This is a genomic window from Streptomyces sp. NPDC059371, assembly GCF_042751995.1.
Lineage (GTDB): Bacteria > Actinomycetota > Actinomycetes > Streptomycetales > Streptomycetaceae > Streptomyces.
Genome location: NZ_JBHYXD010000004.1, coordinates 148,418 through 167,272, shown reverse-complemented (window position 1 = coordinate 167,272; position 18,855 = coordinate 148,418). Strand labels below are relative to the sequence as shown.

Here is an 18,855-nt window from a genome sequence, read left to right as displayed (position 1 = left end):
TCGCACGCTACGTTGGCGGCATGATCGAGGGAGAGAACAGGACCGAACACATCAGGCCGCAGCGCTTCCACGAGACCGCCGGTCTCGAGGACTGGCGCGTGGTCGGCGAGGGGGCGTGCGCCTACTTCCGAACCGGGTCGTTCGCGGTCGGCGCCCAACTCGTACGGGCCATCGGCGAGTTGCCGGGAGTCGTCGAGGACCACCCGGACGTCGACCTGCGCCGGGAGGGTGTGACCGTACGGCTGATCACGCTCACGGACGACTACTACGGACTGACCGAGCGGCACATCGATCTCGCCGGACAGATCTCCGCGCTCGCGCGCTCGCTGGACATCACGGCGGACCCGTCCGCCGTCCAGACCGTCCAGGTCACCGTGGACGCGCTCTCCGGCGCTGACGTGGTGCCGTTCTGGCGTGCGCTGCTCGGTTACCGGGACCGCGCGAACAGCGGCGAGGACCTGGTCGACCCGGGCGGCCGAGGAGCGCCGTTCTACTTCCAGGCGATGGACGCCCCGAGGCCGCAGCGCAACCGCGTCCACATCGACGTGTGGGTGCCGTACGACCAGGCCCAGGCACGGATCGCCGCGGCCCTGGCGGCGGGCGGGCGCCTGGTGAGCGACGCCGACGCCCCGTCGAACTGGGTACTGGCCGACCCCGAGGGCAACGAGGCCTGCGTCGGCGTGGCCGGTCCCCCCGAGCCGGCCGCCGAGCGGCGATAGGCTCGCGCGAACGGATCTGGAGCGAAGGGCGAGCCGAGCAGTGATACGAGACCTGTACAACGTCCGGACGCGGCCCGCGGAGGATTCGCCCGAACCGCTCTCCGCAGAGGAAGAGGCACGCTTCCGGGCGCTGCTGTTCACCGAGCTCGGCGACAGGATCGCCGACGAGGGTTGGGCGAGGTATCCCGCGTACACCCGGGAGGACCGCCGTCGGCTGGTCGACGTGGCGCACCGCCTCTCCGCCCACTGGGGCCGGCAGGTGGGCGTCGAGGCGGAGGACGAGTGCCGTCTCAGGCTCTTCCTCGTCGACGAGACGCCCGGTGCATCGCTGCCGGCCCGTTCCTGACACGGATCCGCCGGGACCACCGGCCCGCCGGAGCGGGTCCCAGCCTGCCCGGGGTCGGCCCGGGCAGGTACCTCAATGCCGGGCCGGTGCCCGGACATGCGCGTCGGCCTCGGACAAGGCGCCGCGGACCGCTTCGGGGTCCCGCACCTCCGGAAAGACCCACCGCAGGTCACCTCGGCTCAGCGGGATGGTGTCCATGCGCCCGAGTCCGGTCCACCGGGGCGCGCGGCGGAAAGGGCAGCAGGACGCGGGGCGGAAAGAGCAGTAGGACGCTGGGCGGAAAGAGGCACAGGGCGCGGGGCGGGGAGAGGGACAGATCCCCGGCGCTCCGGTGACCGGCTCATTGTTCCGGGCGCAGGCCGCCCAGCTCCGACGCTCGCTTCAGGGCCGGGACGAACTCCGGATTCGCCTGGAGGACGAGGATCGCCACGGTCCTGGCGTCGCGCCGCACCAGCTCGAACCGGTGGAAGGTGAGCAGGGGCGACAGGTTCGACATGTGCTTCAGCTCGGTGACCCGGTCCCACGGAACGACGTGCTTCACCTGGCCGAACAGTCCCGTGACGGCGAGACCGCCGGTGTGGATGTGGCACAGGCGCACCCCGGCCCGCGCGGACAGTCGGCCCCACGCGATCCGCAGCCCGATCAGGCCGAGGATCACGGCTATCGCGATCAGCCCCTTGGAGAGCCCGCCATGAGGCCTCTTGAAGACCAGGAATCCCAGAAAGATGAGAAAGAACAGCACGGTCAGGCGCCGGAACATCTGCAGAACCCCGCCCATGGCACCGGCTATCGGGTAACTCCCGCGTCTGTCACCGAGTTCCGCCGTAATCCTGGCACCCCGCACCACGCCGCCCCCCAGTCATCGGTACCGCCTCCATGGAACGGATCACCATGGAACGGGTCAACTATCAAGGGACTCACCCGCGTTGACAAGACCGTATCCGGTGCGCCCGTCTTGACCCTCACGCGGCGTGATGCCGCATGGTCGGTGGCGTGGAGGAACACCTGACCGTGGGACGCGTGGCGGAGCTGGCCGGCGTGAGCGTCCGCACGCTGCATCACTACGACGAGATCGGCCTCGTACGGCCGTCCGCGCGGACCGCGGTCGGATACCGGGCCTACGCGACGGGCGATGTGCAACGGCTGCGCGAGGTGCTCGCCTACCGGCGGCTGGGCTTCGGATTACGGGAGATCGCGGATCTGGTCGACGACCCGGCCACCGACGCGGTCGCGCACCTGCACCGGTTGCGCGGCCTGCTGCTGGAACAGCGGGACCGCGCGGCGGCCATGGTGACGGCGATAGACAGGGAACTGGAGGCACGAGCGATGGGGATCAGGACGACACCGGAGGAGCAACTGACCATGTTCGGAGCGAAGTTGTACGACGCCATCGGGTCCGCGTACCCGGCGACCCGGCGGACCGAGCCGCGGATCGCGGCGCGGGTCTGGGAGGCACTCGGGGACGCCCGGACGGTGCTGAACGTCGGCGCCGGCACCGGCTCGTACGAACCCTCGGACCGTGAGGTGACCGCGGTGGAACCGTCGGCGGTGATGCGGGCTCAACGCCCCGCGGACGCCGCGCCCTGCGTGGCCGCGAGCGCGGAGAACCTTCCGTTCGAGGACGGGTCCTTCGACGCGGCGATGGCCTTCAGCACGGTCCATCACTGGCGGGACCCGATCGCCGGGCTGCGCGAGATGCGGCGCGTGGCCCGCCGCGTGGTGGTGGTCACGTACGACGCGGGCAGCCCGGCCTGGCGTGAGCGGTTCTGGCTCACCCGCGACTATCTGCCCGAGTTCGCCGACCTTCTGGTCGACTGGCCTTCGCTGGCCGACCTGACCCACGCGATCGGGGGCCGGGCGGAGCCGGTGCTCATCCCGTGGGACTGCGCCGACGGATTCCTCGAGGCCTACTGGCGCAGGCCCGAGGCGTACCTGGACGAACCCGTGCGCCGCGCGGTGTCCGTATGGACAAGGGTCGGACCGGAGGCCGAGCGGCGGGCGGTGACACGGCTGCGCGAGGACCTGTCCTCGGGCCGGTGGGCAGAACGCAACCGCGACCTCGTCGCCCTCGACGCGGCGGAACTCGGACTCCGCCTGCTCGTGGCCTGAAACGACAAAGGCAAGGAGAGCCCTCTCCTTGCCTGTCTCAACGTATAGCGCACTGGGGGGCTTGCCGCAAGGCCCCCGTCACCGCGCACAATCGTCGCTCCGTGCCTCAGCCCGCGACGGCGCGGGGTGCGCGCCGCCCGACTGGCGGAGCGGCCGGACGCCGCGTCAGCGGGAAGGCAACGAGGGACGACGACGTGTTCGGCAAGAGGTTCGACAGAGTGGGGGGCGCCAGTGACCGGACAGCGCAGGACGACACAGCACGGCCGCCCCGGAGGCATCGCGATGACAGAGCAGTTCGAGTGCGACGAGCAGGACGAGCGGTACGTGCTGGATCTTCGAGAGGCCGACCGGACGCGGGTCGCGGTCGTCGGCGGCAAGGGCGCGCATCTTGGCGCGCTGTCGGAGATCGAGGGCGTCCGTGTACCGGCCGGCTTCGTCGTGACGACGGACGCGTTCCGCCGGATCACGGCGGCGGAGCCGTCGCTCGACGACCGGCTCGACGAGTTGTGGCGTGTGAACCCGGACGACCGGGAGGCGATCCGTACGCTCAGCGCGCGGATCCGCCGGACCGTCGAGGAGATCGCCGTCCCGGATGATCTCGCGGCGGAGATCACCCGCGCGCTGGCCGGGCACGGTGACGAGCGGGCCGCCTACGCCGTCCGGTCCAGTGCGACGGCGGAGGACCTGCCGACGGCGTCCTTCGCCGGTCAGCAGGACACGTATCTGAACGTCATGGGGCCGGCGGAGATCCTGCGGCACATCAGCCGGTGCTGGGCATCGCTGTTCACCGAGCGGGCGGTGACCTACCGCCGCCGGAACGGCATCGACCACCGTGCGGTCCACATGGCCGTGGTCGTGCAGCGGATGGTGTTCCCGGAAGCGTCCGGGATCCTGTTCACGGCCGACCCCGTCACGGGTGACCGGAAGGTCGCCACCGTGGACGCCGGGTTCGGTCTCGGCGAGGCGCTGGTCTCCGGACTGGTGAACCCGGATGTCTTCAAGGTGCGGGACGACGTCGTCGTCGAGCGGACGATCGGCGCCAAGCAGCGTGCCGTTCAGGCCCTGCCGGCCGGTGGTACACGGGACGTGGTGATCGACGCGCGGCGGCAGGAGCAGCCGGCGCTGACGGATGAGCAGGTCGTACGGCTCGTTCGCCTGGGGCGGCGGATCGAGGCGCACTTCGGCCGCCCTCAGGACATCGAATGGTGCCTGGCCGACGACGACTTCCGGATCGTGCAGAGCCGGCCCATCACGACACTCTTCCCCGTCCCGAAGGCCGACGACCAGGAGAACCACGTCTACGTCTCCGTCGGCCATCAGCAGATGATGACCGACGCCATGAAGCCGCTGGGGCACTCCATGTGGCGTCTCACGGCCATGGTGCCCATGCACGAGGCCGGCGGGAGGCTTTTCGTCGACGTCACCCGGCGCCTGGCCTCGCCCGCGAACCGGGCCGCCCTCCTGGACGTCATGGGGAAGGGGGATCCGCTGGTCAGAAGCGCTCTGGAGACCGTCCTCGACCGCGACGGCTTCGTCCCCTCGCTCCCTGATCCGGCTCCCGGCGGGCCCCCGGCGGGCGGCGGGTCCACCCCGGCCGAGGCCGATCCCGCGATCGTCACCGAACTCGTCGGGCGGAGCCGGGCGTCCGTCGCCGCCCTGGAGCGCGGCATCCGTACGAAGACCGGACCGGCGCTGTTCGACTTCCTGCTGGAGGCCTTCGAGGAGCACAAGCGGGTCCTCGGTGATCCGCGGAACATGCGGGCGATCATGGCGGGGATGGAGGCCACCTGGTGGCTCAACGACAAGCTGCTGGAGTGGCTGGGCGAGAAGAACGCGGCGGACACGCTGACGCTGTCCGCTCCCGACAACATCACGTCGGAGATGGGCCTGGAACTGCTCGACGTCGCCGACGTGATCCGCTCACGGCCGGAGGTCGTGGCGTTCCTGCGGGACGTCGAGGACGACGGCTTCCTGGACGAGCTGCCGAAGCTCCCCGGCGGGACCGAGGCCCGCGACGCCATCGAGGCCTACCTCGACCGGTACGGCATGCGCTGCGTCGGCGAGATCGACATCACGCGGCCACGGTGGCGCGAGCGCCCCGCCACGCTCGTGCCCGTGATCCTCGACAACGTCAGGAACTTCGAGCCGGGCGCCGCCGAACGGCGCTTCGAGCAGGGGCGGCACAGAGCGCGGGAGAAGGAACAGGACGTCCTGGCACGCCTGCGGGCCCTGCCGGACGGGGACCGGAGAGCCGACGCGACCAAGCGGATGATCGACCAGGTCAGGGCCTTCGCCGGATACCGGGAGTATCCGAAGTACGGCATCGTCAGCCGCTCCTTCGTCTACAAGCGGGCTCTGCTGGAGGAGGCCGAACGGCTCGTGCGGGCGGACGTGCTGGCCGAGAAGGAGGACGTCTTCTACCTCACGTTCCAGGAGCTTCACGAGGTCGTCCGCACGAACCGGGTGGACGCCCGGCTCGTCCAGCGGCGCAAGGAGGCGTTTCGCCGGCACCAGTCGCTCACACCGCCCCGGGTGCTCACCTCGGACGGTGAGGCGGTCAACGGGGCCTACCGGCGTGACGACGCGCCCGACGGCTCCCTGGTCGGCCTGCCCGTGTCCGCCGGGACGATCGAGGGCAGGGCCCGCGTCATCCTCGACATGGCGGACGCCGATCTCGAACCGGGCGACATCCTGGTCACGCCCTTCACCGACCCCAGTTGGTCGCCGCTGTTCGTGGCGGTCGCGGGCCTGGTGACGGAGGTGGGCGGCCTGATGACCCATGGCGCGGTGATCGCCCGGGAGTACGGTCTGCCGGCCGTCGTGGGCGTGGAGGGGGCCACCCGGCTGATCCGGGACGGGCAGCGGATCCGCGTGCACGGCACCGACGGGTACGTCGAGCTCCTGTCCTGACCGACCGCACCGGCGGGTGTGCCTGCCCGTGCCCGCTCCCGGGGAACGCCGGCCTCGCTGGTGCTCCCCGGGGACACGGGCTTCGCCGGGGCGGGGCCCGGCACGGTCCGGCGGGCGTCTCGTACGGCGCCTTCCACACGTACTTCGAGTCCCGGGAAGACCTGCTGCACCACGTCGTCCGATCGGTCGCCGGCGAGATGTTCGCGTCCAGTCTGGTGCCGCCGGACACGCGGACGACCCGTACACGAAGCTCGTGGAGGCGAACCGCCTGTACCTGCGCGCCCGGGACAGGACGTCGAAGGTGCTGCGGCTCGTGGACCAGGGGGCGGCCGCTGCAAGGCGTGGCATCCCACGGCGTTGGTGCCACGGTCGCCCTCACGGTGCGGCGGGGTCGGTGTAGTCGTCGAGCAGGGGGCTGTGGCGTTCGGTGAGGGGGCCGACTCCGAGGTCTTCACGCATCAGTTTGCGCATCGTGGCGGCTGCCTTGCCGCGAGCCTCCCAGCGGGCGCGGTCCTCCGGACTGCTGACAGCGGTGCCCTCGATGTAGCTGTCGCAGATGCGGCGCAGACAATGGAACACGCTGTTGGAGGCCTTGACGACGGGTTCGGGTGCGGTGAGCCACATCCGTTCCGACGCGATGCCTATGCCGGATTCCCGGAAGGCCTCGCGCAGCGCGTGCGCCCGCTCGCCGTCGGAGGGGTGCTCGCGCCCGGCCAGAGCCCGCAGGGTCTCGCCGAGGACCTTCACGGTGGTGGTGTACTGCGTGTAGACGTCGAGCCGGAGGCGAACGCTGTCCTTGACATCCTCGTGCTTCCACCGATTCCGGTCGGCGATGAGGGTCGAGCCGATGCCGATCGCGGCACCGGCCAGGGTGGAGAGCAGTGGCAACCAGTCCATGCGAGCCAGCTTGGGCCATCCCGCACCGGCCGCACCAGGTGTACCCCCGAGAACGAACCCGTACCCACGCCTTCTCCGCGGACCGGGAGCCGGCAGGGTCTGCTCGGTCTCGCGGTGGATCAGGAACACGGAGGCGGCGGGAACGCCGGCTACCGGGACCGCGCCGTGCTCGCCGAGAAGTTCGGTCGTGCGTACGCCGCCGACTTCGCCATCGGCCTGCACGACGACATGATGGTGGGCGACCGAGCTCCAGAAGCGCGTCGCGAACCGGTCTCCGCAACTCCACTGCGGTTACGGCTACATGACCGACCACCCGATCGCCCAAGGCGTTCACGGACGGCCGTGTCCGGACCATCCACGGCGGGACGACCGAGATCATGAAGGAGATCATCGGCCGCTCGCTGCTCGCCCGACCTGTGCGGTCGGTACGGTTCGATCATGTCCGCGTTTCTTCAGCAACTCCCCGCTCTCATAGGCGTCGTGATCGGTGCCCTCGGTTCCTATCTCGCCCTGGTCCGCAGCGACCGCGAACGCTTCAAGCGCGATCGGGCGAGCCGGTGGGAAGAGCGGCGCCTCGCGGTGTACTCGGAGTACGCACGGTCGCTGAAGAAGTCGGTGACGCTCACCTACCGCGTCGCCGCCCACATAGGCAACGACCCGCATCCGCACCCGTTGACCCTGGCCGAGGCCGAACCGCTCCTGGCCCGGGCCACCGACGACCGCGATCCTCCGGGAGAGGCCCTGCTCATGCTGGGGAGCCGCGAAGTGGTGGACCGGGCCCGGGTATGGGTGACCGTGGTGATGGAGATGGAACGGTTCCAGCGCGCCGGCACCCGCGATCCGCAGGCATGGCAGGCGCTCCTGGAACGTCAACGCGTCGGCCGCGAGGGCTACTACGCGGCCGTACGCGAAGATCTCCAACTGCCCCCGGGACACCCGGGCCGATGGCTGACGATGCCGGAGGCGTGAGCGGAGGCGCGACCGAAGCGCTCTGGCGTCACACTTGTCTCGTACCGCTCGCCATTCGTACCGCTCGCCATTCGTACCGCCTGCTCGTCGTACCGCTCGCCATTCGTGCCCCTCGCCATTCGTACCCCTCGCCATTCGTACCGCCTGCTCGTCGAACGGCCTGCTCGTCGTCCACTCCCCCCATCCGCTCCAGGAGGAGAACGTTGGCTCCCACCGATGCCACCTACGCGATCACCGGAGCCTCCGGCCGCCTGGGCGGGCGGATCGCGCGCCGACTGGCCGCCGCCGACATCGCGCAGACCCTCCTGGCCCGCACCCCCTCCCGCGCTCCGCAGCTCCCCGGCGCGATCGCGGTACCCGGCGGCTACGACGACCACGAAGCCCTCGTGGCCGCCCTGCGCGGCACCGACCGCGTCCTGATGGTCTCGGCCTCGGAGTCCCCCGACCGGCTCCAGGACCACCGCACCTTCATCGACGCCGCGACTCGGGCCGGGGTCGCCCACCTGGTGTACATCTCCTTCTACGGGGCCGCGCCCGACGCGACCTTCACGCTGGCCCGGGACCACTGGCACACCGAACAGCACATCCGCGCCGCCGGAATCCCCTTCACCTTCCTGCGCGACAACCTCTACGCCGACTTCATGCCCGCTCTCGTGGGCGCCGACGGCGCGATCCGCGGGCCGGCCGGTGACGGCAGAGCGGCTCTTATCGCCCAGGATGACATCGCCGACGCCGCGGTGGCGGTCCTGCGCGATCCGCGTCCGCACTCCGGCCGCGCCTACGAGCTCACGGGACCGGAGGCGCTCACCCTCACGGAGGTCGCCCGGATCCTCACCGCCGTCGGCGGCCGGCCGGTCGCCTACGTCCCGGAGACGACCGAGGAGGCATACGTCTCCCGTGCGGCGTACGGGGCACCCGACTGGCAGCTCGACGCATGGGTGTCCACCTACACGGCGATCGCCGACGGCTCCCTCGCCACCGTGACGACAGCCGTCGAGGACCTCACCGGGCACCGGGCGACATCGCTGGACGAGGTCCTGCGGGCAGAGGCCGACGGGCGGTCGACTGCCTAAGGAACAGCCTCAGCGGGCACGTCGACTGCCTCAGGAGCTGCCTGAGGGCGGCGAGTCCCGCAGCCGCGTTCAGCGCGGGATCACCCAGCGCGGGGTCCAGGTCCCGGCCGCGTCGTGACCGGCCGCCGCGGCGGCGAGGTAGGCGCGGAGCGTGGCCGGCGCCGGATGGGGATTGTCCCGGTGCCACAGAAGCGAGTGCGGGTAGACGGGGGTCGGGTCGGTCACCGGGATCAGCCGCAGACCGCGCTCGTCGCGCCAGACGTTCGGAGCACCTCCCGGCGACAGCCTGGGGAGGGTCCGCTCGCCCATGAACGTGGCGAGCGCCGGGGTGTCGGCGACGGTGTCGAGGAGCGCGTCGGAGCCGAAGTTCGGACCGGTCGCCTCGATGGTGAGTCCGAACTCGGCGGCGAGGTCGTCGTAGTACGCGGCCCACTCGGTGCCGGGGACGATGCCCGGCATCCAGATCCGGTGCCCGACGAGCTCGGCGACGGTCACCGAAGGGGCCCCGGCCAGCGCGTGTGCGGGGCCGGTGAGCAGATGGAGCGGCTCGTCGAGCACACGTACCGACTCGATGTCCTCGGGCAGGGGCCGGCCCGGTACGGCGACGGCACGGAAGGACGCGTCGATCGCACCGGACCGGATGGCGGCGACGGCCGTCTCGATCTCGAACAGCATCACCACGTCGAGGTCGATCTCGGGGTACGCACGATGGAAGCCGCGCATCAGGCCGGACGCCGCGCCGCGCGAGGCGATGATGTCGACGCGCAGCGGACGGCGGCCGGGGCGCACGGAAGCGACCGCGCGTTCGGACACGCGCAGCAGCTCACGCGCGTGGGGCAGGAACGCCTGGCCGTCGATGGTGAGCTCGGCCCCTCGCGGAGTCCGGGTGAACAGCCGAACTCCGAGGGTCCGCTCCAGCACGGCGACGCGTTTGGAGACGGCCTGCTGGGTGACCGCCAGCTCGGCGGCGGCCTCCTGGAACTGCCCCGCGTCGGCGACGGCGACGAACGTCCGGACAGTGTCGAGGTCCACACGGCCACCCTAGCGCCACAACCGATGGTTGTGGCGTGCGCTCATGCGGTTGTTTGATCCCCGGTCACGGTGCTCGCTTTGATGTCTTCGGACACGGATCGGTCATGCGGGTCCGAGTGCGGATGCGGAACGAGGGGCAGGGTGCGAGGGGTGTCGGGCATGAGGAGCGGGCACCGGCTGGGGCGGCCGTTCGGGTGGCTCTGGGGGGCGTACGGGGCGAGCGCGCTCGGCACGTGGCTCGCCTTCGGCTCCTTCGAACTGATCGCCATCCGGGTGCTGCACGCCGGCGCGGCCGAGGTGGCCGTGCTCGCCTCCGTGGGGGCGGCGGTGGGCGCGGCCGTGGCGGTACCGCTGGGCCCGTGGGTGGAGTTCCGGCGCAAACGGCCGGTGCTCGTGGCGATGGACCTGGTGCGGTTCGCGGCGCTGCTGACGATCCCCGCCGCGTTCGCGCTCGGTGTGCTCACCTTCGTTCAGCTCCTGCTCGTCTCGATCGTCGTCGCCGCGGCCGACATCGCCTTCCGTGCCGCCTCCGGCGCCTACCTGAAGACGCTGGTGGCGGCGGAGGACCTGCTGATCGCGGGCGCCCGGTTCGAGTCGACGGCCTGGACGACCACGATCATCGGACCACCGCTGGGCGGCGCGGCGGTCGGGCTGCTCGGTCCGGTGGCGACGGTGGTGGCCGACGGGGTCAGCTACCTGCTCTCCGCCCTGGGCATCCGCGCGACGGGCGGGCACGAGCCGCGGCCCGAACGCCGGGAGGCCACGCGTGTGCGGGCCTCGGACCTGCTCGACGGCTGGCGGTACATCCTCGCCGACCGCACCCTGCGTCCGCTGTTCTTCAACACGGCCTTGTTCAACGGCCTGGTGATGGCCGCCCAGCCGCTGCTGGCCGTCCTGATGCTCGGCAGGCTCGGGTTCACACCGTGGCAGTACGGTCTGGCCTTCGCCGCGCCCTCGATCGGCGGCCTGCTCGGGTCACGGCTGGCCCGGCCGCTGGTCACCCGGTTCGGGCAGCGTCAGGTCCTGGTCGCGTCCGGGGCACTGCGCGCCGTCTGGCCGCTCGGCCTGGCGTTCCTGGGGCCGGGCACCGGAGGGCTGCTGCTGGTCATGGGCGTCGAGCTCGGGCTCATCTTCTGCTGCGGGGTCTTCAACCCCGTCTACTCCACGTACCGCCTCGAACGCACCGCGACGGACCGGGTCGCCCGCACGCTGACCGCCTGGGCGGTGACGACCAAGGGCGCGACCGCGCTCCTGACGGCCCTGTGGGGCGTACTGGGCACTCTGCTCGGCCCGCGCGCGGCCATCGCCCTGGCCGGAGTGCTCCTGCTGGCGACCCCGCTGCTCCTCCCCCGGCACACCCGGGCGAACCCCACGACCACGAAGGCGGCACGGGGGCACGTCTGAAACGGGTGTCGGCTCAGCCACGCCCCTTGATGTAGCGGCCGATGCAGCTGTTGGTGGTCGTGCGGCCGCGTTCGGCGCAGAACGCGAGGGCCGCGCGGTTGTCGGCGAACGGACCGGGCGCGTAGATCACCCAGTAGCCGGGGCGCAGGGGCGCGTAGTCGTCGCTGCGCAGCACGAGCGCTTCCGGCACAGAGAGACGAATGTCCGCGAGATGCCGGTCGCGGGCCGCGGTACCCGAGGAGACGGGTTCGGAGGACAGCTGGGCGATCCAGCGACCTGACTCCGCCGGAGCGGGCGACGACTCGGAACGGGCGGGGGTGGACACCACCGCATCACTGCGGGCGGGGCTGGACACCACCGGATCACTGGGCGCGGCGGCGGGACTCGCACTCCGCTGCGGCGGCGAACTCTGGGCTGTGGTGGCGGGTGCGGCGGATGTGCTCGGCGCGGCACCTCCTGTCCGGGCGGACGGCTTGTCGTCGCCGAACGGGGCCAAGGTGAGGACCAGTGTGGTGACCGCGATGACGGTCAGGGTGAGCGCAACGGCGAGGACGGCTCCGCGGTGCCGGTGCGGATGTCCTGGGAGCGGGGAATCCGGCCGGGTGGGCGCTGCCGGGAAGGAGGGTGCCGGGGAGAACGGTGCCGGGACGGGCGGGGCCGGGATCGACGCCGCCGTCAGCGTCGGCGGGTCCCACCGCGGGGGGGGCGCCCGACTCGACCTGGGCCAGCAACGCGTCCAGTCGCGCGCCGTCGGGGCGGGCGGCCGGGTCGCGTACGAGGAGGGAACGCAGGACCTCGGAGAGGGGGCCGGAGCGCGCGGGCGGTGGCACCGGGTCGTCGAGGACGGCGGCCAGGGTGGCGAGCGTGGTCCCACGGCGGAGCGGGCTCACACCCTCCACGCACACGTACAGGAGCAGCCCGAGGGACCACAGGTCGGAGGCCGGGTCGTCGCCGTGGCCGCGGATGCGCTCGGGGGCCATGTACTCGGGAGAGCCGACGAGTTCGCCGGTGACCGTGAGTGCGGTCGCGCCCTGGAGAGCGGCGATACCGAAGTCCGTGAGAACGGCCTGGCCGTCGGGACGGAGCAGGACGTTGGCCGGCTTGACGTCCCGGTGCTGAATGCCTGCCGCGTGGGCGACACGTAAGGCGGCGAGCACCTGCCTGCCGATGCGCGCGGTCTCCTCCGGGCTCAACAATCCTTCGGACAAGCGTTGTTGCAATGACTGGCCGGGCACCAGCTCCATCACGATCCACGGGTGGGGGTGTGTGTCGACGATCTGATGGACGGTCACCACATGCGGATTGCTGAGCCGTGCCAGGGCCTTCGCCTCGCGCATGACCCGTTCACGGACTGCCTGGGACGCCTCCGCCTCGGGGTGTACGGCTTTGAGGGCGACGTCCCGGTCCAGCACGGTGTCGCGAGCCCGCCACACCGTGCCCATACCCCCGCTGCCCAGCCGATCGATCAACTCGAAGCGTCCGTCGATCATGTCCCCCGGTGCATTCATATGCGCCAGATTAGGGCAGCGGGACGAAGACCTGGACAAGGTTGCCGAAGCGGAGCCCGTCGGCACACCGGCAGGACAACCGATCAGTGTGCGGCCGAGTGGCGACCGCCCGCACGCTGTTCCAAGGGGCATTCGGTCAGCAGTGCCGATGCGTCCGCGTCGGCCGGGCGCGGCACGGTGTGGTCGGCCGGAGGGCGTCCGTCGCCGGCCAGCCAGCGCTCCAGTGCCGTGAAGGCCGAGCGGTGGCAGGGTGTCATCGGGCGGAGCCGGTCCGGGAAGGCGTCGACGAGCGAGTCGGTGTGGGTCCCGTCCGCGATGCGGTAGTACCGCAGCAACGGGCCCCGCCCGGCCTCGCGCACCATGCGGGCGTAGACGTCCCCGTCGCGGCTGATCGGCAGCAGCACGTCGAGCGTGCCCTGAAGGGTGATCAGCGGTTTGCCGATACGCCCGGTCAGCGCGATGCGGTCGACGGCGCGGTGCACGGACCGAGGTCGGGCGCCGTAGTCGTAGTCGGCGTCACAGCCGGGGATTCCGGAGGCGCAGAACGGGGTTCCGGCCTCGGTCGCCCCGTCGTAACCGGGGTCCATTTCCTCACGGTAGATGCGCTGCGTCAGATCCCAGTAGGTCTTGTAGTGGTACGGCCACAGGAACTCCGACCCGGCCGGATAGCCGGCCGCGTGCAGGGCGTCCTGAGCCTCTTCGGCGCCGGGTCCGCCTGCCGCGTAGTCCGGGTACGCGCGCAGCGCGGGCGGCAGGAAGGTGAGCAGCCCGCCGTCGGAGTTCCAGAGCGTGCCCTCCCAGTCGACTCCCCCGTCGTAGAGCTCGGGGTGGTTCTCCAGTTGCCAGCGGACCAGATAGCCGCCGTTGGACATGCCCGTGGCGATGGTGCGGGACGGGGGCTTCCCGTAGCGCTCCTTGACGACGGAGCGGGCTGCCCGGGTGAGCTGGGTGAGCCGTGTGTTCCACTCGGCCACGGCGTCGCCCGGCCTGCGGCCGTCGCGGTAGAAGCTGAGACCGGTGTTGCCCTTGTCGGTGGCGGCGTAGGCGTAGCCGCGTGAGAGCACCCAGTCGGAGATCGCGCGGTCGTTGGCGTACTGCTCGCGGTTGCCCGGTGTTCCGGCGACGACGAGTCCGCCGTTCCAGTGATCGGGCAGCCGGATCACGAACTGCGCGTCGTGATTCCAGCCGTGGTTGGTGTTGGTGGTGGACGTGTCGGGGAAGTAGCCGTCGATCTGGGTCCCGGGCACTCCGCTGGGCGTCGGCAGGTCCTTGGGCGTCAGGCCCGCGTAGTCGGCGGGATCGGTGTGGCCCGAGGCCACGGTCCCGGCGGTGGTCAACTCGTCCAGACAGACGGCCTGTTGGTAGGCGGCGCCGGGTACCCGCGGCTGATCGTCCGTGGAACAGGGCCCGGTGTGCGGGCCGTGGCCGCCGACGGCGGGTGACGGGGTGGCTGACGCGAGGACGCCCGAACCGCCGGTCGCGAGCATCAGCGCGCAGAGCGCGGCCCGCCACCGGCGCCGTCGTCCGCCGGGTGGGGTGACGTCCGTACTGGGGTGGAGCATCCGGGACCTCGAATCCGAGTGGGGTGGAGTGGGGTGGAGTGGGGTGGAGTGGGGTGGAATGGACGCGCCGGAGGCTGATAGGACGGGGACCCGTGGGGACATGTGCCGGGCCGCCATGACGGCGGTGCCGGGAGCAACGCCGGCCACGATGGCGGCCGAAGTCACCATGTATGGAAGGGCCCTGAGATGCAGTCAGGGACAACCGCCGTCGGCGATGGTGTAGGTGCCGACGGGGGACTCCTTCAGGGTGTGGGTGACGAAGGTGTTGTACAGCCCCATGTTCTGGTTCGAGCCCTTGGCGTAGGTGTAGCCGCCGCTGGTGACGGCCCGGCCGGCCTGGACGTGGGCGTAGTTGCTGCTCGTCCAGCAGGCGGCGGTGCCGCCGCCGGTGGTCGTGGCGGTGACCGTTCCCGAACGGGGGCCCGCAGTAACGGCGTTGTCGCGCGCGGCGACCGCGTAGGTGTGCGTGGTGCCCGCCGTCAGTCCGGTGTCCGTGAACGACGTACCGCTCGCCGTCCCGACCGGGTCGCCGTCGCGGAACACGGTGTAGTCGGCGGCGCCGCTCACCGCCTCCCAGGTCAGGCTGACGCTGGTGCCGGTGACCGCGCCCGTGACCAGTCCGGTGGGTGCGGGCAGTGAGCCCCCGCCTGATCCGGCGCCTTCGAGGCCGAAGAAGCGGGCGATCCAGTAGCTGGAGCAGATCGAGTCGAGGAAGTACGGGGCACCGGTGGCACCGCACTGCTGGTCACCGCTGCCCGGTTCGACCGGGGTGCCGTGCCCGATGCCCGGTACCGCGTCGACCTCGACGGCGACCGTGCCGTCCGCCGCCAGGTACTCGTCGTGCCGGGTGGAGTCCGGTCCGATGACGGAGCTGCGGGTGGGGGTCTGGGACAGCCCCTGGACCGCCGTCCATTGATCGCGCAGCTCGACGGCGTTGAGCGGCACGACGGTGCTGTCCTGCTCGCCGTACCAGATCGCCATACGCGGCCGGGGACCGTTGTACGACGGGTAGGCGTCGCGGACCCGCTGGGCCCAGACGCTCGGGGCGAGGTCGACTCCGGGGTTCATGCAGGTGTACGGGCTGTTGTCCCGGGTGCAGTCGTAGGGCAGACCGGCGACGACGGCGCCGGCGGCGAAGACGTCGGGGTAGGCGGCCAGCATGACCGAGGTCATGGCACCGCCCGCGGACAGGCCGGTGACGTACACGCGCCCGGGGTCGGCCCCGTAGGCGGAGACGGCGTGGCTCACCATCTGGCTGATGGAGAGGGCCTCGCCCTGACCACGTCGGTTGTCCGTCGTCTGGAACCAGTTGAAGCACTTGTTGATGTTGTTCGAGGAGGTCGTCTCCGCGAGCACGAGGACGAAGCCGTCCCGGTCGGCGAGCCGGGGCAGTCCGGAGTTGTCGGCGTAGACCTGGGCGCTCTGTGTGCACCCGTGCAGGGCGACGACCACGGGCGGGTTCGCGGGCAGGGACGCCGGACGGTACACGTACATGTTCAACTGGCCCGGATTCGAGCCGAAGCCGGTGACCCGGGTGACCGACACGGCGGCCTGGGCGGCGGGCACCGGGCCGGTCAGGGCAGCCCCCAGGACCAGGGCCACGACGGTGAGGAGGCGGCTCAGCGGGTGGACCGTCCGGTTCCGGGGCCTTCGGGGCGGTGAGGGGCGTTGCATGGGCGGCTCCTTCTGGGGATGTCCCGCCCCCGCACGTCCGGAGCCGTCCCTGACTCCCTGCATGCGGGGCGTTGCGGAACCCCAGAGTCGACCGCCTGTGACCGCCATGACATGGCGTCCGGCACCACAACCGTCCGCACGTCAGTCGGCATCGCACGGATTGCGGAAGCGCCGCCCGGTCTGCTACGCCGGGCGGTTGTCGGATGAAACTCCCGGCACGCCGGAGGGCTCTCCCTGCATCTCGGATACGCCTCCGGTCGCGTCGGATGTCGCCCACAGGTCCGGGCAGAGCACCGCGACGATGCGTTCGAAGCGCGCGGCCATCTCGTCGGCCGTCTGCTCGGGGTGATGCCGCCACCAGGCGACGGCGGCGCTCACGGTCCCGTACCAGAGATGGGTGACGAGATCGGCGTCGAGGGGTTCCACGGCCGGGGAGGTGTGCAGGAACTCGGACACGCCCACGGCACCCATCCGGTTGAGTTCCCTCCGGTACACGGCCGCGGCGTCGTGCAGCGGGCCCTCGGCCGGAAGCGTGCCGTCGTAGACGAGTTCCCAGTCGTGCAAGCGCGATTCGAGCGCGCGGAAGACGGCTTCCAGGGTGCGCACGGCGCGCGAGAGGTCGGAACGCCCGCGCTGAGCCGACCCGACGGCTTCGACGAGGCGGGCGCCGGCCTGATCGAGGCAGGTCAGATACAGGCTGTCCTTCGACCCGAAGTACTCGTAGATCATCGGTTTGGTGATGCCGGCCCGCGCCGCCACGTGCGCGGTCGACCCGCGCGCGTAGCCCTTCGCGCCGAACTCCTCGGCGGCCGCCTCCAGGATCAGCCGCTCCCGGTCCTTGCGTGGCATCCCCTTGGTTCCCACGCCCTGCGTCGTCCTCGGCTGCTTGCTCATGTCTCCACCCTATGCCAAAGTGACCGAGCGGTAAGTTACCCAACGTTCAGTTCAAGCGCCTGGGGAGACGATGAGCGGCAAGACGCGTTCGTGGTGGGGCTGGGGAAACGTCGAGGACGCGGTGACCGGCGCGGAGCGGACGGAACTCACCCGGCGCACCGCCGAGTTGCTTCCGGACGCGGACCTGACCGTGCACTCGGCACCTCCGGTGGAGTCGTTCGAGGTGGCCCCGAACCGGGTCACGGCTCCGCCCGCGCTGGCCCGGCTGGCGTCGTACGACATCCGCGACCGACTGGCGCACAGTCACGGCCAGGCGTTCCGCGACGTCGTCCGCGCGCTGCTCGGAAAGCTGCCCCATGTGCCGGACCTCGTCGTGCGGCCCACGTCGGAGGCCGAGGTGGTGCGGACGCTGGAGTGGTGCTACGGCGCCGGCATCGCGGTCGTCCCGTTCGGCGGCGGCACGTCGGTCGTGGGAGGCGTCGAAGCCCGTACGGGTGCGGAGTACGCCGGAGTGGTCAGCCTGGATCTCGGCTCCATGGACCGGGTTCTGGAGGTCGACGGGACCAGCCGGGCCGCGCTCGTCCAGGCGGGCGTTCTCGGACCGCACCTGGAGGAGCAGCTCAGGCCCCATGGCCACACACTCCGGTTCTTCCCCCAGTCCTTCGAGTTCTCCACGCTCGGCGGCTGGCTGGCGACCCGGGCCGGCGGTCACTTCGCGACCCGCCTCACGCACATCGACGACCTCACCGAGTCGCTGCGGGTGGTCACCCCCGCCGGTGTCGTGGAGACCCGCCGCCTCCCGGGATCCGGTGCCGGCCCCTCGCCCGACCGGATGTTCCTCGGCTCCGAGGGGGCACTCGGTGTCATCACCCAGGCCTGGGTACGACTTCAGGACCGGCCACGTTGGCGGGCCGGGGCGTCGATCGCATTCAAGGACTACGAGGCGGGAGTCCGGGCCGTACGAGCCCTGGCGCAGTCCGGACTCGATCCGGCCAACTGCCGTCTGCTGGACCCGATGGAGGCGTTCATCAACGCGGGCAGTCCGACCGCGGTCCTCGTGCTCGGCTTCGAGTCCGCCGATCATCCCGTCACCGCCTGGATGGAACGCGCCCTGGAGCTCTGCCGCGACCACGGGGGCACGCTGCCGGAGCCGCCGCGCTACACCGACACCGGGGACACGGCCGCGCGGACCTCGGCCGCCGACACCTGGCGCTCCTCCTTCCTGCGGATGCCCTACCAGCGGGACGCCCTCGCGGCTCAGGGCATGATCGTGGAGACGTTCGAGACGGCCTGCACCTGGGACCGGTTCGCCGGGCTCCGCGCGGCCGTCGACGCGGCGGCCCAGGACGCCATGCGCCAGGTCGGCGCCACGGGTGTCGTGACCTGCCGGTTCACCCACGTCTACCCCGATGGCCCCGCCCCGTACTTCGGGGTCTACGCCGCGGGCGCGTGGGGCAGGACCGTCGAGCAGTGGGACGAGATCAAGCAGGCGGTCTCCGAGGCGCTGATCGCGCACGGCGCCACCATCACCCATCATCACGCGGTCGGCCGGGACCACCGGCCGTGGTACGACCGGCAGCGCCCGGACCTGTTCGCCGCGGCCCTGCGGGCGGGCAAGGCCGTACTGGACCCGTCCGGGATCCTCAATCCCGGAGCCGTGATCGACCCCCTTCGCTGAGTCGACTCCGTCGGCCGCGGGGGGGGGGGGGCGGCGCCCCCCGGCGCCGGACCCCCCCCGGGCCCCTCCGGCGCCCGGCG

At 71.4% G+C, this 18,855-nt stretch carries 16 protein-coding genes and 1 pseudogene; 9 read left to right on the top strand and 8 right to left on the bottom strand.

Translation table 11 applies throughout. From position 1 onward, the window contains the following. The first annotated feature begins 20 nt into the window (after positions 1 to 20). The gene (locus ACFXGX_RS04320; RefSeq protein WP_384784507.1) at positions 21 to 719 is read left to right on the top strand and encodes a VOC family protein; all 699 of its coding nucleotides are present in this window, start codon (positions 21 to 23) and stop codon (positions 717 to 719) included. 40 nt (positions 720 to 759) lie between these two features. Next, positions 760 to 1,065, top strand: coding sequence for a hypothetical protein (locus ACFXGX_RS04315; RefSeq protein WP_384784506.1), 306 nt, complete (start codon positions 760 to 762; stop codon positions 1,063 to 1,065). A gap of 340 nt (positions 1,066 to 1,405) precedes the next feature. On the opposite strand, the gene ACFXGX_RS04310 is transcribed toward ACFXGX_RS04315, so the two are convergent. Next, positions 1,406 to 1,843: a hypothetical protein gene (locus ACFXGX_RS04310; RefSeq protein WP_384784504.1), complete on the bottom strand. Its 438-nt coding sequence runs from the start codon at positions 1,841 to 1,843 to the stop codon at positions 1,406 to 1,408. Between the two features lie 203 nt (positions 1,844 to 2,046). On the opposite strand from ACFXGX_RS04310, the gene ACFXGX_RS04305 reads away from it, so the two are divergent. Together ACFXGX_RS04305 and rph are read left to right on the top strand one after the other, a co-directional pair. Further along, the gene (locus tag ACFXGX_RS04305; protein WP_384784502.1) at positions 2,047 to 3,174 is read left to right on the top strand and encodes a methyltransferase domain-containing protein; all 1,128 of its coding nucleotides are present in this window, start codon (positions 2,047 to 2,049) and stop codon (positions 3,172 to 3,174) included. Between the two features lie 282 nt (positions 3,175 to 3,456). After that, positions 3,457 to 6,084 carry a rifamycin-inactivating phosphotransferase gene (gene rph, locus ACFXGX_RS04300; protein WP_384784500.1) on the top strand — a complete coding sequence of 876 codons (2,628 nt, stop codon included), beginning with the start codon at positions 3,457 to 3,459 and terminating at the stop codon, positions 6,082 to 6,084. 375 nt (positions 6,085 to 6,459) lie between these two features. Here rph and ACFXGX_RS04295 read toward each other — a convergent pair whose 3' ends face one another. Beyond that, positions 6,460 to 6,981 carry a hypothetical protein gene (locus ACFXGX_RS04295; protein ID WP_384784498.1) on the bottom strand — a complete coding sequence of 174 codons (522 nt, stop codon included), beginning with the start codon at positions 6,979 to 6,981 and terminating at the stop codon, positions 6,460 to 6,462. A gap of 232 nt (positions 6,982 to 7,213) precedes the next feature. Between ACFXGX_RS04295 and ACFXGX_RS04290 the strand changes: the two are divergent. The 3 genes and pseudogenes from ACFXGX_RS04290 to ACFXGX_RS04280 all read left to right on the top strand — a co-directional run. Then, positions 7,214 to 7,388, top strand: a pseudogene (locus tag ACFXGX_RS04290) (acyl-CoA dehydrogenase family protein); the annotation flags it as partial. A 31-nt stretch (positions 7,389 to 7,419) separates the two neighbouring features. After that, positions 7,420 to 7,950: a hypothetical protein gene (locus tag ACFXGX_RS04285; protein ID WP_384784496.1), complete on the top strand. Its 531-nt coding sequence runs from the start codon at positions 7,420 to 7,422 to the stop codon at positions 7,948 to 7,950. A 203-nt stretch (positions 7,951 to 8,153) separates the two neighbouring features. Next, a complete protein-coding gene (locus ACFXGX_RS04280; protein ID WP_384784494.1) occupies positions 8,154 to 9,023 on the top strand; it encodes an SDR family oxidoreductase in 870 nt (289 codons plus the stop codon). Positions 9,024 to 9,092: 69 nt separating this feature from the next. On the opposite strand, the gene ACFXGX_RS04275 is transcribed toward ACFXGX_RS04280, so the two are convergent. Further along, entirely contained in the window at positions 9,093 to 10,055 is a 963-nt protein-coding gene (locus ACFXGX_RS04275; protein WP_384784492.1) for a LysR family transcriptional regulator, read from the bottom strand. 159 nt (positions 10,056 to 10,214) lie between these two features. Here ACFXGX_RS04275 and ACFXGX_RS04270 point away from each other — a divergent pair, with 159 nt between their 5' ends. Beyond that, complete coding sequence (locus tag ACFXGX_RS04270; RefSeq protein WP_384784490.1) at positions 10,215 to 11,459, top strand: MFS transporter; 1,245 nt, start codon at positions 10,215 to 10,217, stop codon at positions 11,457 to 11,459. Positions 11,460 to 11,472: 13 nt separating this feature from the next. Here ACFXGX_RS04270 and ACFXGX_RS04265 read toward each other — a convergent pair whose 3' ends face one another. From ACFXGX_RS04265 to ACFXGX_RS04245, 5 genes are all read right to left on the bottom strand, one after another. Further along, positions 11,473 to 11,814: a hypothetical protein gene (locus tag ACFXGX_RS04265; RefSeq protein ID WP_384784488.1), complete on the bottom strand. Its 342-nt coding sequence runs from the start codon at positions 11,812 to 11,814 to the stop codon at positions 11,473 to 11,475. Between the two features lie 7 nt (positions 11,815 to 11,821). Continuing rightward, positions 11,822 to 12,967, bottom strand: a complete 1,146-nt coding sequence (locus tag ACFXGX_RS04260) for a protein kinase (protein ID WP_384784486.1) — start codon at positions 12,965 to 12,967, stop codon at positions 11,822 to 11,824. Positions 12,968 to 13,050: 83 nt separating this feature from the next. Further along, a complete protein-coding gene (locus ACFXGX_RS04255) occupies positions 13,051 to 14,529 on the bottom strand; it encodes a tannase/feruloyl esterase family alpha/beta hydrolase (protein WP_384784484.1) in 1,479 nt (492 codons plus the stop codon). Between the two features lie 192 nt (positions 14,530 to 14,721). Then, positions 14,722 to 16,203 (bottom strand): PHB depolymerase family esterase, encoded by a 1,482-nt coding sequence (locus ACFXGX_RS04250; protein WP_384784482.1) that lies wholly within the window; start codon positions 16,201 to 16,203, stop codon positions 14,722 to 14,724. Between the two features lie 183 nt (positions 16,204 to 16,386). Then, positions 16,387 to 17,097: a TetR/AcrR family transcriptional regulator gene (locus ACFXGX_RS04245; protein WP_384784480.1), complete on the bottom strand. Its 711-nt coding sequence runs from the start codon at positions 17,095 to 17,097 to the stop codon at positions 16,387 to 16,389. A gap of 70 nt (positions 17,098 to 17,167) precedes the next feature. On the opposite strand from ACFXGX_RS04245, the gene ACFXGX_RS04240 reads away from it, so the two are divergent. Then, positions 17,168 to 18,775 (top strand): FAD-binding oxidoreductase, encoded by a 1,608-nt coding sequence (locus ACFXGX_RS04240; RefSeq protein WP_384784478.1) that lies wholly within the window; start codon positions 17,168 to 17,170, stop codon positions 18,773 to 18,775. Positions 18,776 to 18,855 lie beyond the last annotated feature (80 nt).

Bases quoted from the DNA above. Each gene is read 5' to 3' on its own strand.
- ACFXGX_RS04320 (WP_384784507.1), top strand. From the start codon at position 21: ATGATCGAGGGAGAGAACAGGACCGAACACATCAGGCCGCAGCGCTTC.
- ACFXGX_RS04310 (WP_384784504.1), bottom strand. From the start codon at position 1,843: ATGGGCGGGGTTCTGCAGATGTTCCGGCGCCTGACCGTGCTGTTCTTT.
- ACFXGX_RS04305 (WP_384784502.1), top strand. From the start codon at position 2,047: ATGGTCGGTGGCGTGGAGGAACACCTGACCGTGGGACGCGTGGCGGAG.
- rph (WP_384784500.1), top strand. From the start codon at position 3,457: ATGACAGAGCAGTTCGAGTGCGACGAGCAGGACGAGCGGTACGTGCTG.
- ACFXGX_RS04295 (WP_384784498.1), bottom strand. From the start codon at position 6,981: ATGGACTGGTTGCCACTGCTCTCCACCCTGGCCGGTGCCGCGATCGGC.
- ACFXGX_RS04285 (WP_384784496.1), top strand. From the start codon at position 7,420: ATGTCCGCGTTTCTTCAGCAACTCCCCGCTCTCATAGGCGTCGTGATC.
- ACFXGX_RS04270 (WP_384784490.1), top strand. From the start codon at position 10,215: ATGAGGAGCGGGCACCGGCTGGGGCGGCCGTTCGGGTGGCTCTGGGGG.
- ACFXGX_RS04260 (WP_384784486.1), bottom strand. From the start codon at position 12,967: ATGAATGCACCGGGGGACATGATCGACGGACGCTTCGAGTTGATCGAT.
- ACFXGX_RS04255 (WP_384784484.1), bottom strand. From the start codon at position 14,529: ATGCTCCACCCCAGTACGGACGTCACCCCACCCGGCGGACGACGGCGC.
- ACFXGX_RS04250 (WP_384784482.1), bottom strand. From the start codon at position 16,203: ATGCAACGCCCCTCACCGCCCCGAAGGCCCCGGAACCGGACGGTCCAC.
- ACFXGX_RS04245 (WP_384784480.1), bottom strand. From the start codon at position 17,097: ATGAGCAAGCAGCCGAGGACGACGCAGGGCGTGGGAACCAAGGGGATG.
- ACFXGX_RS04240 (WP_384784478.1), top strand. From the start codon at position 17,168: ATGAGCGGCAAGACGCGTTCGTGGTGGGGCTGGGGAAACGTCGAGGAC.